The sequence below is a fragment of the Paraburkholderia sp. CNPSo 3272 genome (genome assembly GCF_024206495.1).
Classification (GTDB): domain Bacteria; phylum Pseudomonadota; class Gammaproteobacteria; order Burkholderiales; family Burkholderiaceae; genus Paraburkholderia.
Window position 1 is genome coordinate 297,444 of record NZ_JAMBPQ010000001.1, and the last position, 20,366, is coordinate 317,809.

Annotated in this window: 17 protein-coding genes and 1 pseudogene; 6 read left to right on the forward strand and 12 right to left on the reverse strand. The window is 64.4% G+C overall.

Annotated elements, in window-relative coordinates; genetic code table 11:
• The first annotated feature begins 25 nt into the window (after nt 1–25).
• The 3 genes and pseudogenes from M3I53_RS01500 to M3I53_RS01510 form a co-directional block, all read left to right on the forward strand.
• Nucleotides 26–1,135, forward strand: a complete 1,110-nt coding sequence (locus M3I53_RS01500) for a porin (RefSeq protein WP_254314378.1) — start codon at nt 26–28, stop codon at nt 1,133–1,135.
• A 453-nt stretch (nt 1,136–1,588) separates the two neighbouring features.
• Nucleotides 1,589–2,830, forward strand: a complete 1,242-nt coding sequence (locus tag M3I53_RS01505) for an MFS transporter (protein ID WP_254314213.1) — start codon at nt 1,589–1,591, stop codon at nt 2,828–2,830.
• 88 nt (nt 2,831–2,918) lie between these two features.
• A pseudogene (locus M3I53_RS01510) lies at nt 2,919–3,215 on the forward strand (long-chain fatty acid--CoA ligase); the annotation flags it as partial.
• Nucleotides 3,216–3,243: 28 nt separating this feature from the next.
• Here M3I53_RS01510 and M3I53_RS01515 read toward each other — a convergent pair.
• From M3I53_RS01515 to M3I53_RS01535, 5 genes are all read right to left on the reverse strand, one after another.
• Nucleotides 3,244–3,630 carry a hypothetical protein gene (locus tag M3I53_RS01515; protein ID WP_254314214.1) on the reverse strand — a complete coding sequence of 129 codons (387 nt, stop codon included), beginning with the start codon at nt 3,628–3,630 and terminating at the stop codon, nt 3,244–3,246.
• Between the two features lie 79 nt (nt 3,631–3,709).
• Nucleotides 3,710–5,311 carry an FAD-binding oxidoreductase gene (locus tag M3I53_RS01520; protein WP_254314215.1) on the reverse strand — a complete coding sequence of 534 codons (1,602 nt, stop codon included), beginning with the start codon at nt 5,309–5,311 and terminating at the stop codon, nt 3,710–3,712.
• Between the two features lie 25 nt (nt 5,312–5,336).
• Nucleotides 5,337–6,242: an anti-sigma factor family protein gene (locus M3I53_RS01525; protein WP_375542443.1), complete on the reverse strand. Its 906-nt coding sequence runs from the start codon at nt 6,240–6,242 to the stop codon at nt 5,337–5,339.
• Nucleotides 6,239–6,802 carry a sigma-70 family RNA polymerase sigma factor gene (locus M3I53_RS01530; RefSeq protein WP_375542444.1) on the reverse strand — a complete coding sequence of 188 codons (564 nt, stop codon included), beginning with the start codon at nt 6,800–6,802 and terminating at the stop codon, nt 6,239–6,241. The genes M3I53_RS01525 and M3I53_RS01530 overlap by 4 nt, the downstream gene beginning before the upstream one ends.
• Nucleotides 6,803–6,814: 12 nt before the next feature.
• The gene (locus M3I53_RS01535) at nt 6,815–6,982 is read right to left on the reverse strand and encodes a hypothetical protein (protein WP_254314216.1); all 168 of its coding nucleotides are present in this window, start codon (nt 6,980–6,982) and stop codon (nt 6,815–6,817) included.
• A gap of 512 nt (nt 6,983–7,494) precedes the next feature.
• Here M3I53_RS01535 and hfq point away from each other — a divergent pair.
• Entirely contained in the window at nt 7,495–7,983 is a 489-nt protein-coding gene (hfq, locus tag M3I53_RS01540) for an RNA chaperone Hfq (RefSeq protein ID WP_254314217.1), read from the forward strand.
• Between the two features lie 236 nt (nt 7,984–8,219).
• Nucleotides 8,220–8,408, forward strand: a complete 189-nt coding sequence (locus tag M3I53_RS01545; protein ID WP_254314218.1) for a hypothetical protein — start codon at nt 8,220–8,222, stop codon at nt 8,406–8,408.
• A 177-nt stretch (nt 8,409–8,585) separates the two neighbouring features.
• On the opposite strand, the gene M3I53_RS01550 is transcribed toward M3I53_RS01545, so the two are convergent.
• Nucleotides 8,586–9,332, reverse strand: a complete 747-nt coding sequence (locus M3I53_RS01550; RefSeq protein ID WP_254314219.1) for a DUF2968 domain-containing protein — start codon at nt 9,330–9,332, stop codon at nt 8,586–8,588.
• Nucleotides 9,333–9,651: 319 nt separating this feature from the next.
• Here M3I53_RS01550 and M3I53_RS01560 point away from each other — a divergent pair, with 319 nt between their 5' ends.
• Nucleotides 9,652–10,116: a DUF2147 domain-containing protein gene (locus tag M3I53_RS01560; protein ID WP_254314220.1), complete on the forward strand. Its 465-nt coding sequence runs from the start codon at nt 9,652–9,654 to the stop codon at nt 10,114–10,116.
• Nucleotides 10,117–10,236: 120 nt separating this feature from the next.
• Here the strand turns inward: M3I53_RS01560 and M3I53_RS01565 are convergent, their stop codons facing one another.
• The 6 genes from M3I53_RS01565 to typA form a co-directional block, all read right to left on the reverse strand.
• Nucleotides 10,237–10,692, reverse strand: a complete 456-nt coding sequence (locus M3I53_RS01565; RefSeq protein WP_254314221.1) for a transposase — start codon at nt 10,690–10,692, stop codon at nt 10,237–10,239.
• A 137-nt stretch (nt 10,693–10,829) separates the two neighbouring features.
• A complete protein-coding gene (zapE, locus tag M3I53_RS01570) occupies nt 10,830–11,927 on the reverse strand; it encodes a cell division protein ZapE (RefSeq protein WP_254314222.1) in 1,098 nt (365 codons plus the stop codon).
• A gap of 116 nt (nt 11,928–12,043) precedes the next feature.
• Nucleotides 12,044–13,474: a dihydrolipoyl dehydrogenase gene (lpdA, locus tag M3I53_RS01575; protein ID WP_254314223.1), complete on the reverse strand. Its 1,431-nt coding sequence runs from the start codon at nt 13,472–13,474 to the stop codon at nt 12,044–12,046.
• 101 nt (nt 13,475–13,575) lie between these two features.
• Nucleotides 13,576–14,844 (reverse strand): 2-oxoglutarate dehydrogenase complex dihydrolipoyllysine-residue succinyltransferase, encoded by a 1,269-nt coding sequence (gene odhB / locus M3I53_RS01580; protein ID WP_254314224.1) that lies wholly within the window; start codon nt 14,842–14,844, stop codon nt 13,576–13,578.
• A gap of 119 nt (nt 14,845–14,963) precedes the next feature.
• Nucleotides 14,964–17,828: a 2-oxoglutarate dehydrogenase E1 component gene (locus M3I53_RS01585; protein WP_254314225.1), complete on the reverse strand. Its 2,865-nt coding sequence runs from the start codon at nt 17,826–17,828 to the stop codon at nt 14,964–14,966.
• Nucleotides 17,829–18,166: 338 nt separating this feature from the next.
• Nucleotides 18,167–19,993 (reverse strand): translational GTPase TypA, encoded by a 1,827-nt coding sequence (typA, locus tag M3I53_RS01590; protein ID WP_254314226.1) that lies wholly within the window; start codon nt 19,991–19,993, stop codon nt 18,167–18,169.
• Nucleotides 19,994–20,366 lie beyond the last annotated feature (373 nt).

Below are 20,366 nucleotides of genomic sequence, written 5' to 3' on the forward strand. Positions count from 1 at the left end.
ACACGCAGCAGAAGAAAAGGATCCCATCGTGAGACACACCCAGATCGCATCGGCCGTCGGCGGCCTCGCCCTCGCACTGGCTTGCCAGCACAGCTTCGCGCAAAGCTCGGTCACGCTCTACGGCATCGTCGACACCAGCATCCGCTACCTCACGAACGCCAACGCGCACAACGACAACGAGCTGCAGATGACGCAAGGCCCGATCACCGGCAGCCGTTGGGGCCTGAAGGGTTCCGAGGATCTGGGCGGCGGCCTCTCGGCCGTGTTCCGCCTCGAGAACGGGTTCAACCTCTGGAACGGCCAGCTGGCGAGTTCGAACACGCTGTTCAACCGGATGGCGTACGTGGGGCTATCGAGCAACAAGTACGGCACGGTCACGATGGGCCGTCAGAACACGCCCCTGTTCGATCAACTGGGCAACACCTTCGACCCGCTGACCGTTGGCAACTTTGACCAGGACGGCTGGCTGCCGGGCGCACTCGGCTACGGTCTGCGTGAGAACAACTCGGTCAAGTACGACGGCAAGTTCGGCGGCCTCGAAGTCGAAGGCATGTACAGTTTCGGCGGCGTTGCGGGCAGCGTCGGCGCGAGCAACATGTACGGCTTCACGGCTACTTACGCAGCGGGCCCGGTCTCGCTGCTCGCGGGCTATCAGCAGAATAGCGACGCACACAACAACAAGTACCGCGTGGCCAACCTCGGCGCAGTCTATGCGCTCGGTCCGGTCCACCTGTACGGCGGCTGGCTGTGGGGCCAGGACAATACGGGCGTGGTCGACCAGTACATGGCAGCCGCGAATTCCCCTGCGGCGATCAACTTCATGACGCCCGTGACGAAAACCAACCGTATCGACAACGGTCTCTATGCCGGCGCAACGTGGCAGGTCAGCTCGCCGCTGCAGTTGACCGCAGCGTATTACTACGACCACGCAAAGAACGGCCTGAATGAAGACGGCGTGACGCTCAGCACCGGCGTGCGCTACTCGGCAGTACTGCTGGCCGAATACTCGCTGTCCAAGCGCACCGAAGTGTATGGCACGGTCGACTTCATGCGCGGCACCGGCTCGGCAACGGCCGACTTCCCGGGTCGCAACAACCAGACCGGCGTCGCCGTCGGCTTTCGCAATATCTTCTGATGGCGCGTTGCATCGCCGGGTGTAGTGACCGGCACAACGGCGGAGCAGCAGCGGTTCGATAGCGCACACGACGGTCGACGTGCGACTTCTCAATGCAAACGAGCGGGCAAATGCCCGCTCATTTGCATTCGTTCATGCGCATCGATTAACTCACTTGCCGACTGCATTACTTTCGATTCAATTACATTTAAATTACGAATAAAACAAAAAGCTATCGCCTTTAGTTGAATTCCCCAGGGATTACTACGGGTTCCCGTCAAGATGCATGCAAATGTTTAATGCCGGGCGTACACTGCTGGCGCGTAGCCCGTTGCGGGGGGCCGCCTCTAGCCACACAACCAAGCCACACAAGGCAATGCCGAGACATGCATGAGATCGCGCGAGGTGCGCAAGCGCCCCTGGCGATCGACAGGAGACATGGCATTGCCCCAGTATCACAGGAGAACAATCAACATGAGCTGGACGCGTGAACAGAAGAACGTCACGATCGCGGCGTACCTCGGATGGACGCTCGATGCATTCGATTTCTTTCTGATGGTTTTCGTTCTGAAAGACATCGCCACTGAATTCAACACCAAAATCCCGGCAGTGGCTTTTGCCATTACGCTGACACTGGCCATGCGCCCGCTCGGCGCGCTGATATTCGGCCGCCTCGCCGACAAATACGGCCGCCGTCCCACGCTGATGATCAACATCGCGTGCTACTCGATACTCGAACTGCTCACGGGCTTCTCGCCCAACCTCGCGACCTTCATCGTCCTGCGTGCGCTCTTCGGCGTCGCGATGGGCGGCGAATGGGGCGTAGGCTCGGCGCTCACGATGGAAACCATTCCGCCCAAGTCGCGCGGCATCATTTCCGGGCTGCTGCAGGCGGGCTACCCGAGCGGCTATCTGCTCGCCTCGATCGTGTTCGGCGTGCTGTATCAGTACATCGGCTGGCGTGGCATGTTCTTCGTCGGCGTGCTGCCCGCGCTGCTCGTGGTCTATGTGCGTATGCACGTGCCCGAGTCGCCGGCCTTCAAGGAGCTGCAAAAGCGCGCGCGTCCGACCCTGCTCGCTACGCTCAAGCACAACTGGAAGCTTTCCGTGTACGCCATCGTGCTGATGACGGCGTTCAACTTCTTCTCGCACGGCACGCAGGATCTGTATCCGACCTTCCTGCGCGAACAGCATCATTTCGATCCGCACACGGTTTCGATCATCACCATCGTGCTCAATATCGGCGCGATCGTGGGTGGCCTCTTCTTTGGTCGGATCTCCGAAAGTATCGGCCGCCGCAAGGCAATCTTCATCGCCGCGCTGATCGCGCTGCCGGTGCTGCCGCTGTGGGCATTCTCGCAAGGGCCGGTGCTGCTCGCGCTCGGCGCGTTCCTCATGCAGATTTCGGTGCAGGGCGCCTGGGGCGTGATTCCGGTTCACCTCAACGAAATTTCGCCTGACGAAGTGCGCGCGACCTTCCCGGGACTCGTCTATCAGCTCGGTAACCTGTTCGCTTCTGTGAACGCCACGCTGCAGGCGTCGCTCGCCGAAACGCACAACCAGGACTACTCGATGGCCATGGCGATCGTCGCCGGCACAGTCGCCATCGTGATCGCGGTGCTGATCCCGTTCAGCCGCGAACGTCGAGGCATCGACATGACGCAGAGCGCGAAAGAGGTGTCGGCGTCTGACGTGCCGCACGCGGCGGCCCCGTAACGCCGAACCGCAGCAACACGATGAAAGGCCGTGCCGGGTTCGCCCGCACGGCCTTTTTTGCTGATTTGAACGCCCGCACGGCGCGCGGTATCCGAACGAGATCGAGGACGTGGTGGCGATGCATCCCGGCGTGCGCGAGGTCGCGGCGATCGGCGTGCCCGATCCGGTACAGGGCGAGCGCGTGAAGTTGTTCATCGTGAAGCGCGATCCCGCGCTCACGGAAGCCGCGCTGATCCAGTTCTGCCGCCAGCATCTCACGGGCTACACGGTGCCGCGTATCGTGGAGTTCCGTACGTCCCCGCCGCAATCGGCCATCGGCAAGATCCTGCGCCGCCAGTTGCGCGACGAAGAAATCGCGAAAGCGGCGAACAAGCCGCAGACATGAGATGTCGATGTGCTATCACCAAGGCGACCTAGGCGAAATCGTACAGCGTCACCCCGCGCGCGCTGGCGAGCCGCGCGAGTACGAAGCGGTCCGAGGAACGCAACGCGCCAGTCAAGGCCGCGCCGGGCGCGAGGCGCTGGGCGATCTTGGCGTGCCACAGCGTGCCGATGTCGCTATCGGCCGGGTCGGCGCAGCCGTCGCCGATGGTCCACACAACGCATCCCGCGCGCGCAGCGGCGCGCGCCAGCACGCGGCCCTGCGCGAGCGCCGGGTCGAATACCACGGCGCCTGGCGCATCCAACACTGCCCCCGCACGAGGCACGCTTTCGCCAAGTGCAACGCTGAGCGGATGCGCCTGCCATGCCGCGCACAGCGCCACGGCACCTGCATCGCAGAGAAAAGCCCGCCTGTTCATCGAGTCCTCCGTGCGCCTTCCCGTCAATCCGTTCTGCGAATCCTTGCTACCAAACGCTACGCAGTCTTGATTAAATTGATCACGTATAGCCGCGCTCCGCACGCCACGCCGCGGGCCAGATGCCCTGCTTGCCCGGCGAGAGCACCCCCTGCGGATCGAGTGCGTCTTTCACGGTTTGCGCGAGACGCAACAGCGCGCCGTCGTTGAAGGCGTACTGCGCCGCGGCGTAATCCATGTAGAGCAGATGCGAGCGGTACACGCCGTAGCCGGCTGCGCCCGCGTCGCTCATCAGCGCGCGTAGCAAATCGCCCGCGCGCGCGGCGTCGTCACGGCGCCCGCGCGCGAAGATCGCCGCGAATACGTGATGCAGATAGCGCCCCGCCGCCGTGAAACCGCCGTAGTAATCGAAACCATACTCGGCCGCCCGCGCCTTGACGAGCGCGTACTGTCGCAGCGCGTCGCGGCCGTCGGCGGGACACAGCGGCGAGAAGTCCACGTGCGCGCCCTCGCCGCCGCGCCAGTCGAGCATGCGAAACGCGCTCATCGCCGGAATGCCGGCGAGATTGCGGTCAGCGCCGCCCTGCGGTTCGTCGCCCGCGCCGTAGCGCCGCGCCGAGAAACGCACCCCTGGCACGCCGGCAAACGCACGTTCGACGATGCGCCGCTCCATGTCGATCACCTCGGGCGCGCCATAGAGCGCGTAATGCATATTCCAGCGGCCCACGCCCAGATCGCGCTGCATCGCGGCGACGGCGGACTCGGGCATCGGGCCCTCGCCTTCGTACCAGCGGGCGCGCGGCGCGAGGCTCGCGGCGCGGCGGATCGCACCTTCGATCCCGGCGTGCTGGCGTATCGTGCCGCCGAGCTGCAGCGCGCGCAGCGTATCGACGAGCACGCCGAGATCGTCCTCGCGCGCGAACTGGATCTCGCCGATCACGAACGCCTGGGGCTCGGGCATGAGCCAGAGCCCCATCTTCGTCACGACGCCGTAGTTCGACTGCGTAAAGAGCGCATCGAACGAAGGCCCGTAGCCCGGCCGGTAGAGCTGCCACGCCGTGCCGTTTTCGATCGCGCCCATGCCGGTGCGCACCACGTCGCCGTTGGCGAGCACGACCTCCATGCCGCACTGCGACGCGGCGTGGTCGCCATAAGCAGTCGTGCCGAAGCCGCGCTCGAGCGTGTTGCCGACCACGCTGCCCCAGCCCGCCGCGGGCGGATCGACCCACAGGCGCAGATGCTGCTCGCGCAGATGCGCGTGCAAATCGAAGTAGCTCACGCCTGGCTCGACGCGCGCCCATGCCAGGCGCTCGTCCACCTCGAGGATACGGTTCAGCCGCTGCAGGTCGAGCACGACCGAGCCCGCCAGACGCGGCGCGGCGCCGCCGTAGGCGAAGTTGCGCCCCGTGGACACGGTCCACAGCGGCACGCGCGTTTCGTTCGCGACGCGCAGGATCGCGCGGATCTCTTCGACACTCGCGGGGAGGATCGCAGCGGAAGGGGCGAAGGCATGGGCATCGGCGAGCGGCACGAACGGATCGAAATACGGCTCGAGCGCTGCGCCGCCACGGCAGACGTTCGGCGCGCCCACGATGCCTTCGAACGCGGCGAGCGCGCGCGCGAAACGGGCCTCGTCGATGCCGGGAGGCAAGGTGGGCGCGGCATGGCGCGCGGCGTCGCTCATGGGAGCGCTGCGCCGGCGTCGCGCATCACCACTGCCCGGGCTTGCCGCCCAGCGCGCCGCATACGTCCAGCGCGATCTCGCGCAGCTTCGGCTCTGTCTGCGGCCCGGAGAGCGCATAGCCCGTGCGCTCTGTACTCCAGTAGAACGTGCGGCGGTTGCCGTCGCGCAAGAGGCGTACGGGCTCCCGCTCTCTCGCCGAACTGCCCACGTAGAGCGTGAGGCGCTCGCCCGCATCGTTCTCGAACATGAATTGCGCGGCCGGCCCCGTGTTGCCGGGCAAGAGACGCCCGCCCACGAGCGTATAGCCGTACTCGGCCAGCGACGGCACCGAGAGCGGCTTGCCGAGCCGCTTGGAGAGCCACGCGACGAGATGCGCCTCATCTGCCGCGCCCACTTCCACCGGATGGCGCTGCTCCGGCGAATACACCGCGTAGGCAATGTCGGCGCGGCGCGCGAACGCTTCGGGCGTTTCGCTGCGCGCGGCCGCCGGCGCCGAGACGGACGCCAGTTCGGGAGCCAGGCCCGGCGCGAGCCGCGGCACGAGCGCCGTGGCCGCCACCGCGAGCCCCGCACCCACCGCCACCCACGCCGCCGCGATGCCGGCGCGCCACCACCACGGCACGCCCGGACGCAGGATGAGCACGGCGGGCGCGCCGCCTGCGGTTTGCGCGACGCCAGGCGCGGCATCCTCGCCCGCCACGCGCGCGCCTTCGCACAACGCCTGCAGCGCGGCCTTCTGCGCGCGATACGCCGCGACGCGGGCCGCCGCGCGCGGGTCGTCGGCGAGGCGCGCCTGCAGCGTCTCGCTCTCGCCCGCTGGCAGTTCGCCGTCGACGAAAGCGCCCAGCATCGTGAGGTCCTCTTCCGGCTCAGGCGAAGCAGGCGGCACGCCTTCGCCATCGCGTTCGTGGCCGAGATCGTCGTCGTTCATCGTAGCGTCCCCACCACCCTGAGCGGCGTGGTGCGTTGCGCCGCATCGCGCCCCGGATCCTGCATCGGCCCCGTATCGAGCAACGCTCGCAGGTGCTCGCGCGCCCGCGACAGGCGCGACATCACGGTGCCGGGCGGCACCCCAAGCACCGTCGACGCCTCGCTATAGCTCAATTCCTCCACGCACACGAGCAGCAGCACCTCGCGCTGCGCCGCCGGCAACGCATAGAGTGCGCGCTGCAAATCGCGCAGCACGAGGCCGTCGACCTCGCCGTGCGGCGCCTCGAGCGTGCGCCACGGCGCAGCTTCGTCGTCGACGGCGATTTCGCGCCGGCCGCGCAACTGATCGATGTACAGATGGCGCAGGATCGTGAGCAGCCACGCGCGCAGATTGCTCTGCGGACGAAACGAAGTCCAGCGCGAGAGCGCACGCTCCGCGGCGTCCTGCACGAGGTCGTCAGCCCATGCGGCGTCGCCGGTCAACGCGCGCGCATAGCGGCGCATGGGCCCGAGCTGCGCCACGACCTGCGTTTCGAACTCCGGCGACGGATGACGCAACACGCCGCACGCCGCTCAGTAGCCGCCGCCCGACGAGCCGCCCGAACTGGTCGACGACGCCCCGCCTGAATTCATGTCGCTGCAGGCCGTAAGGCCCGCGCCCGCGACGCCTGCCAGCGCCACACAAACGAGACACGCGAGAACTTTGCGAAACCGCTCCATGATCACCCCCAATGAGTTCATCGCCGATATCGCGTTAAACGTTGCAGCCGGCGCGCTTATTCCGCGCAATCGGCGATTTCGCCTTGCGTGTGCCGCCGCACGGAACGAAGCCCCCGGGCACCGCGAGAATCGTCGCAAGCGGATCGAAAACCATGGTGTAAGCGTGTGATCCGGCCTCGAATCGGTCGAGCATGGGCCGCCGTCATGGACTACGCTGTGTGAGTGAGCGCGTGCGCGTCGAAAGGTCGCGCGGGTCTGAGAGCCCGCGGGCGGATCGTCAGCAGTGCCTCTTTCCGAAAACCGCTGTCGCTGCCCATCGCAACCTGTCATCCGGACGCGCCGCTTCCCGGGAGCCGACGACAAGGGACGCAGCGATGCATTTTTCGTCAATCTGCGGTCGCGGCCGCGAGCCGGTATAGTTCTGCAGTAAGCTTACTTTCCCGCACGCGCGCTTCGCCGACACAAGGTAGAATCGCGGCGAGCAAACGTTTCCAACTGATTGCGGCATTGCGCCGCCTGGCCAAATCTAGTCCATGCCTTCCGCAGAATCGCACCCGCAAAACGACTTCATGAACGCCGCGCGTAAGGAAAGAAAGCGCGTCGAAATCTATCTGGTCAACGGCATTCGCCTGACCGGATGCATCGAGTCGTTCGATCAGTACCTGGTGATGCTGCGCACGCCCGTCGGCCTGCAAGGCATCTACAAGCGCGCCATTTCGACCATCCAGCTCGACACCGGCACCCGTCCGGGTCCGCGCCCGGGCGGCGCTCGCAGCTCGCACGGCGAGCATACGAGCCGCGGCCCGCACGGCAGTCACGGCGGTCATGGCCCGCGTGAACAACGAGAACCGCGTGAATCGCGCGAGCCGCGCGAGAACTGGTCGGCGCCATCCGGCGCACCGAGCGCCCCCGGCAATGACCGTGGCTCTCAGGACGGCCCGGTCGTCGTCACGCGCCGCCGCCGCCTCTACGGCGCGGTGAACAACGGCGGCAACGGCGGCGAAGGCTCGGGCAACAGCTAAGCCACTGCTGGCTGCCGTGCGCGCTGGACGGGACGCCGGCCACGCCGATCTCGAGTAACGGTACGGGCGCGCCTTGGCGCGCCCGCTTGTTTGCGCGCGCGTTTTCTACAGCTGCGGTGCAGTCGCGTTCGGGTTCGTTCCACCGTCTTCCGACTCGCTCCGACAGCCGTGGCTCTCGATCACGATTCTGGCTTTGCGTTATTCTGGGCGTGACGCATATCGCCACGGAGACCGCCATGAGCGCATCCAAGCCAAAAGCCCCGCAACCCTCGCAGCAAGACCCGCTCGACGAAGCGCTCGACGAAACCTTCCCCGCGAGCGATCCGATCGCCGTCCACCCATCGCCTACCGGCTCTCAACCGAAGCCCCATTCCGCAGACGAAACCCGCAAGGGCCGCGACACGCATCGCCACGGCAAGCACTGAGCGCGACCTCGACGATCGCACCATGAACAAAGGCGGAGCGCCCATGACGCTCCGCCTTTGCGTGCCGCATCTGCGTGTGTGCACAATCCGTCGCACAACCCGTCGCACAATCTGTCGCGCAACCCGTGGCACGGCGAGGCGTAGGGCGAGTGCCCTGGCCGCACCGCCTACCGGCGATCAGCGGATCGGCAGACCGCCTTCCACTTGTTGCTGCAGTTCACGCACCTGACGCTGAACCGTGCGCAGTTGCGCCTGGGCGGCCGTCTTCTGCGCCTGCAACGCGTTCGCCTGATCGTGGCCCTGCTTCTGCTGGTCCGCGACGAGCGCCTGCTGCTCGCGCGCGATGGCCAGATCCGCCTGGAGACGGTTCGCGTGGTCCTGCGTGAGCGCGATCATGCGGTCCGTGAACGCCTTCTGCGCTTCGAGGCGCGTGCGGCGGATTTCGACTTCGGCGAGCTGTCCCGACTTCACTGCGAAGTCGCGATAGATGGCTTCGGCGCGCGTCTCGTCGCTCGTCTTGATCACGCGCCAAAACGTCTTGTTCTGGAACAGCGTGACGTAGTACGTCATTTCCTTGCCGTAAAACAGCAAGCTCGCGCCGTACGAACCGGTGTAGGTCGTGCGCAGCTCGGCGAGCTCCGAGCCTCGCAGCATCTGCTGCAACTCGGCGACGTTGCCTGCGGCGTTCTGCTTCGCTTCATCCGGCGTGAGCACGCTCGCCTGGCTCGCTGCCAAAGGCAGCGCAGGGGTCGCGGCCTGCTCGTCCTGCACTGCGGGTGCGGCGGTGGTCTGTGCTACGGGCGCCGCTGCTGCATTCGCTGCTGCTGAATTGTCAGGCGGCGTCTGTGCGCAGCCAGTACCGATTCCCCCGATTAATACCAGCGCCGCCATGGCGGTGCGACGAACTCTCCACTTGTAGTCCATGTAGTACCTGCTTTGAACAGTTCTAATTTTTACAAATCGGCACAATTATTACTCACTTTCACGCGTTTCGGGACCCTCCTGGAAAATTTGCCGATTACGTGTCTTTTCCCACAACACATAGCAAGAATTTCCTGGGAATTGCGCGGTGGCCTTGCATCGCCAGCCGTTTTGGTCCAGCGCGGCAAAGAGGCCGACCAAACTAGAGTTCCTTCTCTCAAACGCGCGTGGTGCTTTCCAGTATCCTGCCCTGACCTTGCGGCGTGCCAGGCACGGCGCAAGGACGGCATCGAAACGACAAACAACATCAGTGGAGGAAGACATGAATCGAGTCATCGGACGCGCGGCGCGCCATGTCGCGCTTGCGAGCGCACTGCTGTGCGGCGCCCTCGCCGCGCACGCTCAAACCGACACGCCCGTCGGCGTCTGGCAGACCATCGACGATCACACCGGCCAGCCGAAAGCGCTCGTCCAGATCAGCGCCGACGCCAATGGCGATCTGAGCGGCAAGGTCATCAAGGGACTCGGCGCGAATGATCAGCCCGACCGGCGCTGCACGGCCTGCAGCGACTCGCGCAAGGACCAGCCGATCCTCGGGATGACGATCATCGACAGCATGAAGAAAACCGCTGAAGGGTATGACGGCGGCCACATTCTCGACCCTGAGAACGGCAAGGTGTACCGCTGCAAGATGCATACGGAAGACGGCGGCCAGAAGCTAGTCGTGCGCGGCTACATGGGCATTTCGCTGCTCGGCCGCTCGCAGACGTGGGTGCGTCAGCAGTAAGTGGATGAGTGAGTGGATCGACCTGAGGACCGGCGCACAAACCGGCAAGGGGACCTGAGAGACGAGACTGGCCGAAGCGCACACACGAGCCGCTTCGGCCGGACTTCGTAAGCGCCCGTATTACGCCGTGTGGCGATATACGGAACGATAGTTGAAAGGCTGCGACTGCGCGGACGCGCTCGCCACCGACACGAACGGCGAATTGCGCGGCGCGTTGCGCGCCGCTTCCTGCCTGCGCGCCGCTTTTTCCGTACGGCTCGCGTGCTTGCGCATGCGCGTTTCGATGGTGTCGCACAACCTCACGCCGTCTTCGCCGAACAATTCGCCCATCACACGCTTGAGCGCCCCGTTGTAGTGCCAGGTCTTGAAGCGGCGATGGCAGGTTTGATACGCGGGGTAGCGGCGAGGCATGGCCGACCAGTTCGCACCGCTATACAGGACCCACAGCACGCCGTTGAGCACCGAGCGCGTATTGGCGAGCGGCCGGCCGCGCAACTCGGTGCGCGGGCGCAGTTCGGGCAGGAGCAGCATCACGCGCTGCCATTCTTCGTCGGTAATATCGCGATGCGGGGTCATGGAAGGTCCTTTGTCAGAGGGTGTGCTGACAAACGATATCCACTCGCCCTCGCCGTCCATATCAGACGAGTCCGAATCTTGAAAAGGGTGACCCGCGCGATTCACGGCTCGCACCGTGCGGCGCAGGCGCCGCGCGCTCAGGTCAGGGCCGTATCGACGATGCGGCGCGGCGTTTCGAGATATTCCTTCGACTGCATTTCGACGATGCGCGACACCGTGCGCGTGAACTCGTTGGCCATCGGGCCTTCCACGTAGAGTTCCTCGGGCGGCACCGCGGCCGACATCAGCAGCTTGACCTTGTGGTCGTAGAACACGTCGATGAGCCAGGTGAAGCGGCGTGCTTCGGACTGCATACGAGGCGTCATCTGCGGCACGCCGGAGAGGATCACGGCGTGAAAGCGGCTCGCCAGCTCCAGATAGTCGTTCTGCGAGCGCGGACCGCCGCAAAGCGTCGCGAAATCGAACCACACCACGCCGTCGGCCTTGCGCAGCGCCTTCAGTTCGCGCTTTTCGATGCGCAGCAGCGGGCTTTCGTCGGGGACGGCGGCAAGCTCCGCGAACGAGTGGCGCAACGCCTTGTCGGCGGCGGCGCCGAGCGGCGTGTGATAAACCTCGACCTGCGCGAGCGTGCGCTGGCGATAGTCGACGCCCGCATCGACGTTGAGCACGTCGAGCTTACTCTTGATCAACTCGATCGCAGGCAGCATGCGGTCGCGATGCAGCCCGTCGGGATACAGCAGATCGGGATCGTAGTTGGATGTCATCACGAACTGCACGCCGTTCTCGAAGAGACGGTCGAGCAGACGGTAGAGGATCATCGCGTCGGCGATGTCCGAGACGTGGAATTCGTCGAAGCAGATCAACCGATAACGCCTGGCGATGCGGCGCGCGAGTTCGTCGAGCGGATCGGCCTGGCCCTTGAGCTCTTCGAGCTCACGGTGCACCTCGCGCATGAACTCGTGAAAGTGCAGACGCGTCTTGCGCTGCAGCGGCACGACAGCATAGAAGCTGTCCATCAGGAAGCTCTTGCCGCGCCCAACCCCGCCCCACATGTACACGCCGCGCGGCAGGTCCGGGTGAATGAGGAACTTCTTGAACGCGTTGGAACGCCGCGACTTGTATGCGACCCACTCGTCGTAGCACCGCTGCAGCCGGTCGATCGCGGCGCGTTGCGCCGTATCGGGCTTGTATCCCCGCTTCTGCAGTTCGTTTTCGTAGTATTCGGTGACGTTCATTTTCTGGGCCGCAAATGAGGAAAGGCGGGAGAGCAAACGCCCACCCGCCTCCGTACGTGATGCTGGGTACTGCGGGGCAGCGCGGCCAAAAAAATCGGCCGCCCTGCCCTTGGCGCTTACATGTTGAGCGCGCGCTTGTCAGTGGCGAGTGCAGCTTCGCGCATGACTTCGGACAGCGACGGGTGCGGATGGCAGATGCGGCCGATATCTTCGGCGGCAGCCTTGAATTCCATCGCCACCACGGCTTCCGCGATCAGGTCCGATGCGTTGGCCGAGATGATGTGCACGCCGAGCAGCTCGTCGGTCTTGGCGTCGGCGATCATCTTCACGAAGCCATCGGCCTTGTTGATGCCGAGCGCGCGGCCGTTCGCCATGAACGGAAACTGGCCCGTCTTGATGTCGCGGCCTTCCGCCTTGAGCTGCTGCTCCGTCTTGCCGACCCACGCGATCTCCGGCTCGGTGTAGATGACCCACGGAATGCAGTTGTAGTCGATGTGCGGCTTCTGACCGTCGATGATCTCGGCCACCAGCACGCCTTCGTCTTCGGCCTTGTGCGCGAGCATCGGGCCACGCACCACGTCGCCGATCGCATAGACGTTCGGCACGCTCGTCGCGCAGTGGTCGTCCACGTCGATGAAGCCGCGCTCGTTGGCCTTCAGGCCGATCGCTTCGAGACCGAGGTTGTCGGTGTTCGGCACGCGGCCAACCGACACGATCAGGCGGTCGGCTTCGAGCTTCTGCGCGTTGCCGTCCTTGTCCGTGTAGTTGATCGTGACGCTCTTGTCGGTCGTCGTCACTTCGCCGACCTTCACGCCAACGTGAATGTCGAGGCCTTGCTTCTTGAAGAGCTTGGCGGCTTCCTTCGCGAGCGCCTGGTCAGTCGCGCCGAGGAATTCCGGCAGCGCTTCGAGGATCGTCACGTCGGCACCGAGACGGCGCCACACCGAGCCGAGCTCCAGACCGATCACGCCTGCGCCGATCACGGCGAGCTTCTTCGGCACGCTGTCGAACGTGAGCGCGCCTTCGTTATCGGAGATGATCTTGTTGTCGACCGGAATGCCCGGCAGATGGCGTGCCTTCGAGCCCGTCGCGATGATCACGTTCTTCGCCGTGACGACTTCGGTTTCGCCTTCGCCGCTCACTTCGATCTGCACGCCGGCTTCGTTCTTGCCGGTGAACTTGCCGTGGCCCTTGAGCCACGTGATCTTGTTCTTGCGGAACAGGAATTCGATACCCTTCGTCATCTTCTCGACGATGCCTTCCTTGCGGGCGATCATCTTCGCGACGTCGATCTTCACGTCGCCCACGCTGATGCCGTGGTCAACGAGGTGATGCTGGGCGTTCTCGAACTCTTCCGACGAGGCGAGCAGCGCCTTCGACGGAATGCAGCCGACGTTCAGGCAGGTGCCGCCGAGCTTCAGCGCGCCGGCCGGGTTCTTCCACTTTTCAATACACGCAACCGACTTGCCGAGCTGCGCGGCGCGGATCGCCGCGATATAGCCGCCGGGGCCGGCGCCGATCACGACGACGTCAAATTCTTTGGACATGGTCATCCTTTCGAGACGTGAGCGCGGCACGCGGAGCCCGGTTTCCGGAGTCCGCGCGCACGGCGCTCAGTGTGAGACTTGATGCTTGATGAGGTCGATCTTTACAGGTCGAGCAGCAGACGAGCCGGATCTTCCAGCGCATCCTTCATCGCGACCAGCGACAGGACGGCTTCGCGGCCGTCGATGATGCGGTGGTCGTAAGACATCGCGAGGTAGTTCATCGGGCGGATCACGATCTGGCCGTTCTCCACCACAGCGCGTTCCTTCGTCGCGTGCACGCCGAGGATCGCCGACTGCGGCGGGTTGATGATCGGGGTCGAGAGCATCGAGCCGAACACACCGCCGTTCGAGATCGAGAACGTACCACCCGTCATTTCTTCGATCGAAAGCTTGCCGTCCTTGGCCTTCTGGCCGAATTCGGCGATCTTCTTCTCGATGTCGGCGAGGCTCATCTGGTCTGCGTTGCGCAGAATGGGCACCACCAGACCGCGCGGCGAGCCGACTGCGATACCGATGTCGAAGTAGCCGTGGTAGACGATGTCGTTGCCGTCGATCGACGCGTTGACAAGCGGGAACTTCTTGAGGGCGTGCACCGCAGCCTTCACGAAGAACGACATGAAGCCGAGCTTCACGCCGTGTTCCTTCTCGAACTTGTCCTTGTACTTGTTGCGCAGATCCATGACCGGCGCCATGTTCACTTCGTTGAACGTCGTGAGGATGGCGTTGGTTTGCTGCGACTCGAGCAGACGCTCGGCGATACGCGCACGCAGACGCGACATCGGCACGCGCTGTTCCGGACGGTCGTTGAGCCAGTTCGCAGCCGATGCCGGTGCGTTGACTTGCGGCAGCGACGGCTTGGCGGCAGCCGGCTTCGCGGCCGGTGCGGCTGCGGGAGCGGCCTTCGGTGCGCCTGCGCCGAGGACGTCCTGCTTCGTGATGCGGCCGTCACGGCCCGTGCCGGCAACGTCGCCGCCGGCGAGACCCTTCTCCGCCATCAGCTTCGTCGCTGCGGGCGAGGCAACCGTGCTGCTTGCCGTCGTTGCGGCGGCAGCAGCCGGTGCAGCGGCGGGAGCCGCGGCTGCAGCCGGAGCGGCTGCGGCTGCGGGGGCCGCAGCGGCGCCAGCCTTGGCTTCCGTATCGATCCTGGCGATCACCTGTTCGCTCGTGACGGTTGCGCCGTCGCCCACGATGATCTCGGCGAGCACGCCGGCAGCCGGCGCGGGCACTTCGAGCACGACCTTATCGGTTTCGATCTCGATGACCACTTCGTCCTGGGCGATTGCTTCGCCCGGCTTCTTCTTCCACTGCAGCATCGTGCCTTCCGACACCGACTCCGAAAACTGCGGGACTTTCACTTCTACGATAGCCATGTGATTTTCCTGAATACTTTTTCGGGGACATCCCCGTATGACGAACCGGGTCGCGCACTTGAGCGCGGGAAAGCGCGCGTTGATTTCACACGCCTTCCCGGTTCGATTTGCTCTAGTGCTTACTTCGCGACCTGCGCGCCCTTCAGGCGGCCGAATGCACCTTCGATCAGCGCCTTCTGCTGCTCGTAGTGCTTCGCGTAGTAGCCAACAGCAGGCGAGGCGGAAGCAGGACGGCCGCTGTACGCGAGCTTCATGCCTTCCTTCATGCCTTCCTTCAGGTGATGCTCGATGTAGAACCACGGGCCTTGATTCTGCGGCTCGTCCTGCACCCAGACCACTTCGGTCGCGTTGTCGTACTTCTTCAGCTCGGCTTCGAACTGCTTGTGTGCGAACGGATAGAGCTGTTCGATACGGATGATCGCGACGTCGTTCGCCTTCGCTTCGCGGCGGTGTGCCACGAGGTCGAAGTACACGCGGCCCGAGCAGGCGACCACGCGCTTGACCTTCTTCGCGTCGATGGCTTCGTCCACTTCGCCGATGACCGGCTGGAACGTGCCCTTCGCGAGTTCGGACAGATCCGACACGGCTTCCTTGTGACGCAGCAGCGACTTCGGCGTGAAGATGATGAGCGGCTTGCGGAACAGGCGGATCATCTGGCGGCGCAGCACGTGGAAGATCTGGGCCGGGGTGGTCGGCTGAACGACCTGCATGTTGTGCTCGGCGCACAGCTGCAGGAAACGCTCGATACGCGCCGACGAGTGCTCCGGACCCTGGCCTTCGTAGCCATGCGGCAGCAACATCGTGAGACCCGAAACGCGGCCCCACTTCACTTCGCCCGACGAGATGAACTGGTCGATCACGACCTGCGCACCGTTGACGAAGTCGCCGAACTGGCCTTCCCACGCGACGAGCGTGTTCGGTTCGGCGGTCGAGTAGCCGTATTCGAAGCCCAGCACTGCCTCTTCCGAGAGCACCGAGTCGATCACCGTGAACTGCGCCTGGTTCTCGCCGATGTTCTGCAGCGGCACGTACGTGCCGTCGTCCCAACGCTCGCGGTTCTGGTCGTGCAGAACGGCGTGGCGGTGCGTGAACGTGCCGCGGCCCGAGTCCTGGCCCGTCAGGCGAACTGCGTAGCCCGAGGCGACCAGCGACGCGAACGCGAGGTGCTCACCCATACCCCAGTCGAGCTTCGCTTCGCCCTTGCCCATCGCGCGGCGGTCGTTGATGACGCGCTCGACCAGCGGGTGAACCTTGAAGTTCTCGGGGACCGTGGTGATGCGCTCAGCCAGACGCTTGAGTTCGGCGAGCGGCACGGCCGTGTCGGCAGCGTCGGTCCACTTGCGGTTCAGGAACGGCACCCAGTCCACCGCGTACTTGCTCTTGTAGTTCGAGAGCACGGGGTCGACCGTGTGGTGGCCTTCGTCCATCGCGGCGCGGTAGGCCTTGACGTAGTTGTCTGCGTCTTCGGCCGTGATCACGCCTTGCTGCACGAGCTTCTCGGCGTAAAGCGCACGGGTGCCCGGGTGCTTCGCGATCGTCTTGTACATCAGCGGCTGCGTGACCGCCGGGGTGTCCTGCTCGTTGTGGCCGAGCTTACGGAAGCAGATGATGTCGACCACGACATCCTTGTGGAACTGCGTGCGGAAATCGACCGCGAGCTGGATCGCCAGCACGACCGCTTCCGGATCGTCGCCGTTCACGTGCAGCACCGGCGCTTCGATCATCTTGACCACGTCGGTACAGTAGAGCGTCGAACGCGCGTCGCGCGGGTCCGAGGTCGTGAAGCCGATCTGGTTGTTGATGACGATGTGCAGCGTGCCGTGCGTGCCGTAACCGCGCGTTTGCGCGAGGTTCAGCGTTTCCATCACGACGCCCTGGCCTGCGAAGGCCGCGTCGCCGTGGATCTGCACCGGCAGCACCTGCAGGCCGTCTGCATCGCCGCGGCGATCCATACGGGCCTTCGCCGAGCCCTCGACCACCGGGTTGACGATTTCGAGGTGCGACGGGTTGAACGCGAGCGACAGGTGGACCGGACCGCCTTCGGTCGCGACGTCCGACGAGAAGCCCTTGTGGTACTTCACGTCGCCTGCCGGCAGGTCGTCGACGTGCTTGCCTTCGAATTCGGCGAAGAGGTCAGCCGGCATCTTGCCGAGCGTATTGACCAGCACGTTCAGACGGCCGCGGTGAGCCATGCCGATGACGATTTCCTGCACGCCCTTCGCGCCCGCGTGACGAACGACTTCGTCCATCGCGGCGATGAAGGACTCGCCGCCTTCGAGCGAGAAGCGCTTCTGGCCGACGTACTTGGTGTGCAGGAAGCGCTCGAGGCCTTCGGAGGCCGTCAGGCGCTGCAGGATGTGCTTCTTCTTGTCGTTCGAGAAGTTCGGCGTCGAGCGGATCGACTCGAGACGCTCCTTCCACCAGCGCTTCTGTTCAGGATCGCTGATGTACATGTACTCGGCGCCGAGCGTACCGCAGTACGTATCGCGCAGCGCCTTGACGATCTCGCGCAGCGTCGCGCGCTCGAAACCGAAGTACAGGTTCGTGGCGCTGAACGTCTGGTCCATGTCGGCTTCGGTGAAGTCGTAGAACGCAGGCTCGAGTTCGGGGATGTTCGGACGTTCGCGGCGCTTGAGCGGATCGAGATTGGCCCATTGCGAGCCGAGGAATCGATAGGCGCCAATCAGGGACTGAACGTAGACTTGCTTGCGTGCCGTGGCGAGATCTTCGCCGCCACCGCGCTGAACAAATGCGTTGGCCTTCGCGCGTTGGGCGAAGGATTCGACGATCGGCCCGTGGGCGATGTCGTTATCTGCCGTGCCACTCGACGACGGCACGTTTTGCAGTGCGTCGAAGTACTCACGCCAGTTGTCCGGAACGGACGCAGGGTTGTCAAGATATGCTTCGTATAGCTCTTCGACATACGGAGCATTGCCGCCGAACAAATAGGAGTTCGACTGGAATTGCTTCATCGTTTCCGACATTTACGCTCACCTTTCTTCGAGTTTCTCGAGAAATAGCGGGTTACTCAACCTTCCGCGCCACGGCCTGACCGTTTAGCGGATTGCGAATCAAGTCTGCTTGGAAGGACCTAAATCATGCATCCGCGGAGTATAGCGCATATGCGCATCTCGCCACAGGATGCAATGCGACCGAACACCACGCGGGAACTCTTTTTATATGGGCTTTTGCGGCGTTCGCAATGCTCTCTTCCTGCACCGCAATGCAATCCCCGCCAGACGCAAAAAAGCCGCCCGTAAAGCGGCGGCTTTCCTGTATTTCTGTTTGCATTGCAGTGCGGAAAAAAAGCGGTGACTGCAAATTACTCGGCAGCGCCTTCGCGGCTCGCGCGGCGACGCTCGTGCTCTTTGAGGTGACGCTTGCGCAGACGGATCGACTGCGGCGTGACTTCGACGAGCTCGTCGTCGTCGATGAACTCCACGGCGTATTCGAGCGACATCTGGATCGGCGGCACGAGGCGCACGGCTTCGTCGGTGCCCGAGGCGCGCACGTTGGTGAGCTGCTTGCCCTTGATCGGGTTCACGACGAGGTCGTTGTCGCGGCTGTGAATGCCGATGATCATGCCTTCGTACAGCGCGTCGCCCGGCTTTACGAACATGCGGCCGCGGTCCTGCAGCTTCCACAGTGCGTAGGCGACAGCGGCGCCGTCGTCCTGCGAGATCAGCACGCCGTTGCGGCGCTCGCCGAGCGTGCCTTCCTTGACCGGGCCGTAGGCGTCGAACACGTGGCTCATGAGACCCGTGCCGCGCGTGAGCGTCATGAACTCGCCCTGGAAGCCGATCAGGCCACGGGCCGGAATGCGGTACTCGAGACGCGTGCGGCCGCGGCTGTCCGAAGCCATGTCGAGCATTTCGCCCTTGCGGCGACCCAGCTCTTCCATCACGCCGCCCTGGTGGCCGTCTTCGACGTCCACGGTCAGCATTTCGTACGGCTCCTGCTTCACGCCGTCGACTTCGTGCAGCACCACGCGCGGACGCGACACGGCCAGTTCGTAGCCTTCGCGGCGCATGTTTTCGATCAGGATCGTCAGGTGCAGTTCGCCACGGCCCGACACTTCGAACGTGGTTTCGTCGCCGGTGTCCTTCACGCGCAGCGCGACGTTGTGATTGAGTTCCTTCGTGAGACGGTCGCGGATCTGGCGGCTCGTCACGAACTTGCCTTCGCGGCCGGCGAGCGGCGACGAGTTCACGAGGAAGTTCATCGTCAGCGTGGGCTCGTCCACCGTGATCATCGGCAGGGCTTCCGGGGTGTCGACCGCGCAGATCGTCGCGCCGATGCCGATGTCTTCAATGCCGTTGATCAGCACGATATCGCCGGCTTCCGCCGACTCGACCTGCACGCGCTCCAGACCGCTGAACGACAGCACCTGGTTGATCTTGCGGTTCATCACCTCGCCGTCCGGACCGAAGCGCAGCGCCACCGGCTGACCCGGCTTGATGCGGCCGCGCTTGATGCGGCCCACGCCGATACGGCCGACGTAGGTCGAGTAGTCGAGCGACGTGATCTGCAGCTGCAGCGGGCCTTCCGGATCGGCGTCGCGCACCGGCACGTGTTCGAGGATCGCCTCGAACAGGGGACGCATGTCGCCTTCGCGCGCGTCCGCGGACAGCGACGCATAGCCGTTCAGGCCCGAGGCGTACACCACCGGGAAGTCGAGCTGCTCTTCGGTCGCGCCGAGCTTGTCGAACAGGTCGAAGGTCTGGTTGATCACCCAGTCGATACGGGCGCCCGGACGGTCGATCTTGTTGACGACGACGATCGGCTTCAGGCCTAGCGCGAGCGCCTTCTTCGTGACAAAGCGCGTCTGCGGCATCGGACCTTCCACGGCGTCGACGAGCAGCAGCACCGAGTCGACCATCGAGAGCACGCGCTCCACTTCGCCGCCGAAGTCGGCGTGGCCCGGGGTGTCGACGATGTTGATGTGGGTGCCTTCGTACTCGACCGCGCAGTTCTTCGCGAGAATCGTGATCCCGCGCTCTTTTTCGATGTCGTTCGAGTCCATGACGCGTTCGGCGATCTGCTGGTTGTCGCGGAAGGTGCCGGACTGGCGCAGCAGTTGGTCGACGAGCGTGGTCTTGCCGTGGTCGACGTGGGCAATGATGGCGATGTTGCGAAGAGCGCGGGACATAGGAACCTGGGTACAGTTGAGTGCGCCGCGCATGCCCTGCTGGCAGGCCCGGCAAGGGCGCGCGGCCGCCGCTTCGATCCGCCCCGGACTACTGCCGGCGGGTCAATTCAGCATCGCTGCGATGACGCACTTTGGGAACCTAAAATTATAGCATGCGCGAATGAATTGATCTTGCGCATATAAGGGAGCGCCCTGGATCGGCCGGCCGGACGTCGCAACCGCGCAACGCGGGCAGACATGCGACGGCGCCGCGGCGCGCTGTTCACGCCACATTTTCCCATGCCCATGGGGCCGGATTAAGCCCCGCCTCTGCAAAGGTTTCTCGGCAAAGGCAGAATAAACCTTGCCGCGTCAATTAACCGCCCCTATAATC